This is a genomic window from Mycobacterium sp. E3305 (genome assembly GCF_001666785.1).
Classification (GTDB): Bacteria; Actinomycetota; Actinomycetes; order Mycobacteriales; family Mycobacteriaceae; genus Mycobacterium.
The window spans coordinates 1-8,644 of sequence record NZ_LZJA01000090.1; the positions used below are offsets into that span (position 1 = coordinate 1).

4 protein-coding genes and 2 pseudogenes are annotated in these 8,644 nt (G+C 68.2%); 5 read left to right on the forward strand and 1 reads right to left on the reverse strand.

Translation table 11 applies throughout. The features are described 5' to 3' along the window. From A5701_RS29290 to A5701_RS09060, 4 genes and pseudogenes are all read left to right on the forward strand, one after another. Window positions 1–69: pseudogene (locus tag A5701_RS29290) on the forward strand (hypothetical protein); the annotation flags it as partial. Continuing rightward, a pseudogene (locus tag A5701_RS09050) lies at window positions 62–853 on the forward strand (hypothetical protein); the annotation flags it as partial. The pseudogenes A5701_RS29290 and A5701_RS09050, both read left to right, overlap by 8 nt. Before the next feature lie 89 nt (window positions 854–942). Next, the gene (locus A5701_RS09055; RefSeq protein ID WP_067751444.1) at window positions 943–4,275 is read left to right on the forward strand and encodes a DUF2126 domain-containing protein; all 3,333 of its coding nucleotides are present in this window, start codon (window positions 943–945) and stop codon (window positions 4,273–4,275) included. Then, window positions 4,275–6,959, forward strand: a complete 2,685-nt coding sequence (locus A5701_RS09060; RefSeq protein WP_067751448.1) for a circularly permuted type 2 ATP-grasp protein — start codon at window positions 4,275–4,277, stop codon at window positions 6,957–6,959. The genes A5701_RS09055 and A5701_RS09060 overlap by 1 nt, the downstream gene beginning before the upstream one ends. A gap of 47 nt (window positions 6,960–7,006) precedes the next feature. On the opposite strand, the gene A5701_RS09065 is transcribed toward A5701_RS09060, so the two are convergent. Beyond that, window positions 7,007–7,606: a TetR/AcrR family transcriptional regulator gene (locus A5701_RS09065; protein ID WP_067751457.1), complete on the reverse strand. Its 600-nt coding sequence runs from the start codon at window positions 7,604–7,606 to the stop codon at window positions 7,007–7,009. A 114-nt stretch (window positions 7,607–7,720) separates the two neighbouring features. On the opposite strand from A5701_RS09065, the gene A5701_RS09070 reads away from it, so the two are divergent. Beyond that, a complete protein-coding gene (locus A5701_RS09070; RefSeq protein ID WP_067751451.1) occupies window positions 7,721–8,482 on the forward strand; it encodes a hypothetical protein in 762 nt (253 codons plus the stop codon). Window positions 8,483–8,644 lie beyond the last annotated feature (162 nt).

Consider the following 8,644-nt stretch of genomic DNA (forward strand, 5'->3'; position numbering starts at 1 on the left):
TCCGAGGCGACCGGTCGCCGGTTCGAGGCGCTGTCGGCGCTGTCGGCCGGGGTCAAAGACGGGCGCGCCCCCGCCGGGGTACGGCGGCTACCCCCAGCCCGGCTATGGGGCACCCGCCGCCCCGGGGTTCAGCGTCGGTGACGCCTTCAGCTGGGCTTGGAACACGTTCACCAAGAACGCGCTGGTGTTAATCGTGCCGGCGCTGGTGTACGGCCTGTTGTTCGGCGTGGCCACCGGGGTGAACATCGCGGGCCAGAACATGTCGCCGAACACGGCGACCAGTGACGACTACGGCTTTTATTTCACGACCAACCTCACCGGCGCCGCCCTGGTCGTCTTCATCATCGGCACCCTGCTGACCTACCTGGTCACCGCGTTCGCCCAGGCCGGCTTCCTGTCCGGCTGCCTGGACATCGCCGACGGGCGGCCGGTGACCATCGCGTCGTTCTTCAGGCCCCGCAACCTGGGGATGGCATTCCTGGCCGCGCTGATCGTCGGTGTCCTCACCTCGATCGGCTACTCGTTGTGCTTCGTTCCGGGCCTGGTGCTGAGCCTGTTCGTGCAGTTCACCATCCTGTTCGTCGTCGATCGTTCGGAGTCGGCGATCAAGGGCTTCACCTCCAGCTTCTCGCTGGTGGGGTCGAATTTCGCCAACGCGCTGCTGGTGTGGCTGGTGGTGATGGCCCTGATCTTCGCCGGGGCGCTGGCGTGCGGGGTCGGCCTGCTGGTGACGGCGCCGCTCGACGCGCTGATCCTGACCTACGCCTACCGCAAGCTGACCGGCGGCCAGGTTGTTCCCGTGCCGCAGTCGGGCTACCAGCCGGGCCCGCCGCCCGGGCCGCAGCAGGTCTGACCTCAAAGCCACGCCCGAAGTTACGGCGCTGTTAGCCGCGGCTGTGGTGCGCTGCGGCCTTGTGGCGCTTGTGATGCAATCACCTTGTTATGAGCATCAAAGTCGCGCTGGAGCACCGCACCAGCTACACCTTTGACCGGCCGGTCCGGGTGTTCCCGCACGTCGTTCGGCTGCGACCGGCGCCCCATTGCCGCACGCCCCTCGAGGCCTACTCGCTGCGCATCGAGCCGGAAGAGCACTTCATCAACTGGCAGCAGGACGTGGTAGGCAATTTCCTTGCGCGGCTTGTTTTTCCGAATCCGATGCGCCGGCTGACCATCACGGTGGGACTCATCGCCGACCTCAAGGTGATCAACCCGTTCGACTTCTTCATCGAGGACTGGGCCGAGACCTGGGCCCCCTCCACCGGACGGGCCGGGCTGACCTATCCCAAGGATCTGGCCGACGACCTGGAGCCCTACCTGCGCCCCGTCGACGAAGCGGGCGAGGGATCGGGGCCGGGTGAGCTCACGCGGGCGTGGGTGGAGAACTTCTCGGTGGACGAGGGCACGCGCACCATCGACTTGCTGGTCGCGCTCAACCACGCGGTCAACGCCGACGTCGCCTACAGCCTGCGGATGGAACCCGGTGTCCAGACACCGGATTACACGCTGCGCACCGGGGTGGGCTCGTGCCGCGACTCCGCGTGGCTGCTGGTGTCGATCCTGCGCCAGCTCGGCCTGGCTGCCCGCTTCGTGTCGGGATATCTGGTGCAGCTCGCCTCGGACGTGGAGGCGCTCGACGGGCCGTCGGGCCCCGCCGCCGACTTCACCGACCTGCACGCCTGGACCGAGGTGTACATCCCGGGTGCGGGCTGGATCGGGCTGGACCCGACGTCGGGGCTGTTCGCCGGCGAGGGCCACATCCCGCTGGCCGCCACGCCGCACCCGGCGTCCGCGGCACCCATCAGCGGCGGCACCGAGCCCTGCGAATCGGTGCTGGAGTTCTCCAACACCGTCACCCGCATCCACGAGGACCCCCGCGTCACGCTGCCCTACACCGACGAGGCGTGGCAGACGATCTGCGACGTCGGCCGGCGCGTGGACGAACGGCTGGCCGCCGCCGACGTGCGGCTGACCATCGGCGGTGAGCCGACCTTCGTCTCGGTGGACAATCAGGTCGCCAAGGAGTGGACCACCGCCGCCGACGGGCCGCACAAGCGGCAGCGCGCCTCCGACCTGGCCGCGCGCCTCAAGGAGGTGTGGGCGCCGAACGGGTTGATCCAGCGCGGGCAGGGCCGTTGGTATCCGGGCGAACCGTTGCCGCGCTGGCAGATTGCGCTCTACTGGCGCACCGACGGGCGGCCGCTGTGGAACGACGGCGCGCTGTTGGCCGACCCGTGGGGGGACCGGCCGGAAGCAGTCGACGGTGAGGCCGCCCGCCAGGTGCTCGCCGGCCTCGCCGACGGGCTGGGGCTGCCACTTTCGCAGGTGCGGCCCGCCTACGAGGACCCGCTGCACCGGCTGGCGGAAAAGGTCCGGCAACCGGAGGGCGACCCGGTGGACCCGGCCGACGACCTCGAGGAGGACACCCCCGCCGGTCGCGCGGCGCTGCTGGCCCGCCTCGACGAATCCGTAACGGCCCCGGCGGCTTTCGTGCTGCCGCTGCACCGCCGCGACGACGGCGCCGGGTGGGCCAGCGCGGACTGGCGGCTGCGCCGGGGCCGAATCGTGCTGCTGCACGGCGATTCTCCGGCGGGTCTGCGCCTGCCCCTGGACGCGATCAGCTGGCGACCGCCGCGCCCGTCGTTCGACGCCGATCCCCACGCCGCCGGCGATGCGCTGACGACGGAATCGGACCAGGCGGTGGTGGACGACTCCGACACCGCCCCGCCCACCGCGATGGTCGCCGAGGTGCGCGACGGGCTGCTCTACCTCTTCATGCCGCCCACCGAGGCACTGGAACACTTCGTCGACCTCATCGCCCGCGTCGAGGCCGCCGCGGCCAAGGCTGACTGCCCGGTCGTGATCGAGGGCTACGATCCCCCGCCGGACCCCCGGCTGAGGTCGACCACGATCACCCCGGACCCCGGCGTCATCGAGGTCAACGTCGCGCCCACCGCCAGCTTCGCCGAACAGAGCCAGCAGCTCGAAACCCTCTACGAGCAAGCGCGATTGGCCCGGCTGTCCACCGAGTCCTTCGACGTCGACGGCACCCACGGCGGCACCGGCGGCGGCAACCACATCACGCTGGGCGGCGTCACCCCCGCGGACTCGCCCCTGCTGCGGCGCCCGGACCTGTTGGTCTCGCTGCTGACGTACTGGCAACGACACCCGTCGCTGTCCTATCTGTTCGCCGGCCGGTTCGTCGGCACCACCTCACAGGCACCCCGCGTCGACGAGGGCCGCGCCGAGGCCCTCTACGAGCTCGAGATCGCGTTCGCCGAAATCACCCGGCTCTCCGGACCTTTCGGGGGCAACGCCCCCCGGCCCTGGGTGATCGACCGCGCGTTGCGCCACCTGCTGACCGATATCACCGGCAACACCCACCGCGCCGAATTCTGCATCGACAAGCTCTACAGCCCCGACAGCCCCCGCGGCCGGCTCGGCCTGCTGGAGTTGCGCGGGTTCGAGATGCCCCCGCATCTGCGCATGGCGATGGTGCAATCGCTGCTGGTGCGCTCGCTGGTGGCGTGGTTCTGGGACGAGCCGCTGCGCGCCCCGCTGATCCGCCACGGCGCCAACCTACACGGGCGATACCTGTTGCCGCACTTCCTGATTCACGACATCGCCGATGTCGCCGCCGACCTGCGCGCGCACGGCATCGCGTTCGAGACCAGCTGGCTGGACCCGTTCACCGAGTTCCGCTTCCCGCGCATCGGCACCGCGGTGTTCGACGGCGTCGAGATCGAGTTGCGCGGGGCGATCGAACCGTGGAACACCCTCGGCGAGGAGGCCACGGCCAGCGGCACCGCCCGCTACGTCGACTCGTCGGTCGAGCGCATCCAGATCCGGATCATCGGCGCGGACCGCCACCGTTACGTGGTGACGGTCAACGGCTACCCGGTGCCGCTGCTGGCCACCGACAACCCCGACATCCACGTAGGCGGGGTCCGGTTCAAGGCGTGGCAGCCGCCCAGCGCGCTGCACCCGACGATCAGCACCGACGTCCCGCTGCAGTTCGAGCTGATCGACCTGACGACGGGCACGTCGCGCGGCGGGTGCACCTATCACGTCGCGCACCCCGGCGGGCGGGCCTACGACGAACCGCCCGTCAACGCCGTCGAGGCCGAGGCGCGCCGCGCCCGCCGGTTCGAGGCCACCGGCTTCACCCCCGGCAAGCTCGACTTGTCGGACATCCGGGAAAAGCAGGCACGCATCTTCACCGACATCGGCGCGCCGGGCATCCTAGACCTGCGCCGCGTGCGTACCGTTCAGCAGTAATGGCGTTTGCGGACATGACATTCGGCACCGGTGCACCCCCGGCGGCCGCTGGCGGGCGTCACGAGGACCGCTACGAAGACGCGGACCGCCTGCTTGCCGGGTATCGCGCCGCACGCGCCCAGGAGGCGCTGTTCGATCTGCGGCACGGCCCCGCCGCCGGTTACGACGAATTCGTCGATCAGGACGGGAATGTCCGACCGGCCTGGGCGGAGCTGGCCGACACCATCGCCGAGCGCGGCCGGGCGGGGCTGGACCGGCTGCGGTCGGTGGTGCGCAGCCTGATCGACAGCGACGGCATCACTTACACCGACGTCGAACCCGGCGGGCACGGCCTGGAGCCTCGGCCGTGGATCCTCGACACGCTGCCGATCGTGCTGTCCGCCGCGGAATGGGAGTTGCTGGAGGCCGGTCTGGTGCAGCGGTCCCGCCTGCTCGACGCCGTGCTCGCCGACCTGTACGGATCGCGCAGCCTGCTCACCGAGGGCGTGCTGCCGCCGGAGCTGCTGTTCGCCCATCCGGGTTACGTGCGGGCCGCCAACGGCATCGAAATACCCGGGCATCACCAGCTTTTCCTGCACGCCTGTGACGTCAGCCGGCTGCCGGACGGAGCCTTTCAGGTCAACGCCGACTGGACGCAGGCACCGTCCGGCGCCGGCTACGCGCTGGCCGACCGGCGCGTCGTCGCGCACTCGGTCCCCGACCTCTACGAGCGGATCGCACCGCGACCGACGACGCCGTTCGCCCAGGCCTTGCGGCTGGCGCTGATCGATGCCGCGCCCGACGTTGCCCAGGATCCCGTGGTGGTGGTGCTCAGCCCGGGTATCTTTTCCGAAACCGCCTTCGATCAGGCGTATCTGGCCACGCTCCTGGGTTTCCCGTTGGTGGAGAGCGCGGACCTGGTGGTGCGCGACGGCAAATTGTGGATGCGCTCGCTGGGCACCTTGAAACGGGTCGACGTCGTCCTGCGTCGGGTGGACGCCGATTACGCCGACCCGCTGGATCTGCGCGCCGACTCCCGGCTCGGGGTGGCCGGTCTGGTGGAGGCGTGCCACCGCGGGACGGTGACCGTGGTCAACACGTTTGGCAGCGGCATCCTGGAAAACCCCGGGCTGCTGCGGTTTCTGCCCCAGCTGTCCGAGCGCCTGCTGTCCGAGACCCCGCTGCTGCACACCGCGCCGGTCTATTGGGGCGGCATCGCCAGCGAACGTTCGCACCTGCTGGCGAACCTGTCGTCGCTTTTGGTGAAGTCTACCGTTGGCGGGAAAGCCCTTGTCGGGCCGACGCTTTCGTCGTATCAGCTGACACAACTGGCCGGCCGGATCGAGAAGATGCCGTGGCAGTGGATCGGCCAGGAGCTGCCACAGTTCTCGTCGGCGCCCACCGACCACGCCGGGGTGTTGTCGTCGGCCGGCGTCGGGATCCGGTTGTTCAACGTCGCCCAGCGCAGCGGGTACGCCCCCATGATTGGCGGGGTCGGCTACGTGCTGGCACCCGGTCCCGCCGCGTATACGCTGGAAACCGTTGCCGCTAAGGATGTCTGGGTCCGCCCGACGGAGCGTGCGCGGGCCGAGGCGGTGAGTCTGCCGTCCCCGCCGCCACCGGCGAAGTCCGCGGCCGGTACCTGGGGCGTCAGCTCGCCGCGCGTGCTGTCCGACCTGTTCTGGATCGGCCGCTACGGCGAGCGCGCGGAGAACATGGCGCGGCTGCTGCTGGTCGCCCGCGACAGGTTCCACGTGTACCGGCATCAGCAGCACACCGAGGAGAGCGCGTGTGTGCCGGTGCTGATGGCCGCACTGGGCCTGATCACCGGAACCGACACGAGCGCCGACGACTGGACCGACGAGAGTGCCAGGGACGCAGCCGAAATGATCGCCGTCGCGCCCTCGACGCTGTGGTCGTTGACCGTGGACCCCGATCGCCCCGGGTCCCTGGTGCAGTCGGTGGAAGGTCTGGCGCTGGCCGCCAGGGCGGTGCGAGACCAGATGTCGAACGACACCTGGATGGTGCTGGCCGGGGTGGAACGAGCGCTGGCGCAGCGTCGCGAGCCGCCGGACTCGCTCGCCGAAGCCGACGCGCTCCTCGCGTCGGCTCAGGCGCAGACGCTGGCCGGGATGCTGACCCTTGCGGGTGTGGCCGGTGAGTCGATGGTGCGCGACGTGGGCTGGTCGATGATGGACATCGGCAAGCGCATCGAACGCGGCCTGTGGCTGACCGCGCTGCTGCGGGCGACGCTGACCGCCGTCCGCGGCGCCATCGCCGAGCAGACGATCATCGAGGCGACGCTGGTGGCGTGCGAGTCCTCGGTGATCTACCGACGCCGCACCGTGGGCAAGGTGAGCGTCGCCGCCGTGGCCGAGCTGATGCTGTTCGACGCGCAGAACCCGCGCTCGTTGCTGTACCAGGTCGAGCGGCTGCGGGCCAACCTCAAAGACCTGCCGGGTGCATCGGGATCGTCGCGGCCGGAGCGGCTGGTGGACGAGATCGGCACCCTGTTGCGCCGCTCGCATCCCGCCGAGCTGGAAGAGGTCGGCGAGGACGGGCTGCGCACGGAGCTGGCCGAGCTACTCGATTCGGTGCACACGCAGTTGCGCGAGCTGGCCGAGGTCATCACCACCACGCAGCTGGCGCTGCCCGCCGTGCAGCCGCTGTGGGGCCCCGACGTACGCCGGGTGATGCCGGCCTAAGGCGACGCGGTTCATTGCGTCACACGGGTTCGTCGTCAGATCCGCGCTCAGCGATGCGCATCGATTAGATCGGCAACCGCCTTTTGGGCATCCGTTGGGCGTAGCGGAGGCGTGGCGAACATCTCGGCAATCATCATCGCCACCGGTGTTGTCCACAGCAGCAGGCCCAACGCAACGGCATGTTCACGGTTGGCCCCGGTATTCAAACGTGTGATCAATGCCGCTAGGGCCGCGCCGAGACGCTTCAAGTTGTGCTCATCAAGGCCGTCACGCAAGTCCTTGGTTGCGATGAGAATCTCCAACCCCGCCATGGCCTTTGGATTGGCGAAGGCGTCCCATGCTGCCCGCACCAGGTCTTGGGTGTCCATGACCTGCTCACCGGCCAACACCTCCAGCGAGGCGACGAGACGGTCAACGGCATCTTCGATCACCGCAGTTAGCAGACCATCGCGGTCCCCGAAGTGATGTTGAATGACACCCCAACTCACGCCGGCGCGCTCAATGATGTGCCGGGCACTAGCCGCGGAGAAGCCTTCCTCGCGAATGCACCGAACCGTTTCGTCGATGAGTAACTCGCGGGTCCGGTCCCCGCGCTGCTGTCGCCCGGTGCTCGGACGGCGCGGGGCGGTTCGTCTGCGCCCAGTCATGTCTGTGATCCGCGCTGGCTCATTCACAGCACCCTAGTCAGTAGCCTTGCGATTAAAACATGGCGTATGCCATGCTTTCCGCGTTCAGCTTACCTCGCCCCGAAAGCCCACCTCATGTCTCAGACGATCAGCGCCGACAACACGAACGCTTACCCGGCCGAGGGCGGACTCTCGTCACTGCAAAAGTCGCTCTTGGGCGTCCTGGCTTTCTTCTTCGTCATCCAGATCGTCTTCTGGTACCTCGAATTCCATGCTGGGGTGTCCCACGTCGTCGCGTCCACCACGTTGGTCGTCTTCGTCGTGGGCTGTTTCTCGACGGCCCTTGCGCTCCCGTGGCTTCCGCTTCCAGGTCAACGTGACCGCACGAAGTGGGACCGTTTAGGCGCGATGGTGATCGTCTGGGTCTTCATCGCCCTGATTCCACGATTCATCTGGGAACTGCCGTGGCTCCTGTTCTTCGATCAGATCAGAAACGGCGTGCAGCATGGCGCGCTGTGGACGTACATGTGGTCACCCATCTTGCTCGGAGGCGACGCGCGGTACCTGAACGGCGACCCGCTCATCGTCGTCCTTGAGTGGATCGCCTTCTTCATTGGACTCTTCGAGGCGTATGCCATGGTGCAGTTCTTCCGGAATGGTAAGCGCTTCACCAGCATTCAGCTGTCATTCATCATGGGTGGGATGATCGTTGAGGTCACGCTGCCTGCGGTCTACTTCGGGGTGGAGATCGCTAACAATCTGCAAAGCATGACAAGCCCAGCCGAGATGTGGGTCAAGTTCGTGGTTCTGAACCTCTTGTGGTGCACCATGCCACTCGTCACCTACTTCTGGGGTGTTCGCAGGTTGGCTCGCCAGGATCTTGCCGTGAAGTTTTAGCTCGCTTGACGGGTCGACCTAACTAAAATCCAGCGATCGTGAGCGCGGCGGAGCCGGGCGAAACGGGTCGTTACGTCAAACGGGTTCGTCGTCGTCGGTGTCGCGGAGGAAGCGTTCGGGGTGGTGGTAGGTGTTGGTGCGGGGTTGGCCGTGGTCGAGGTG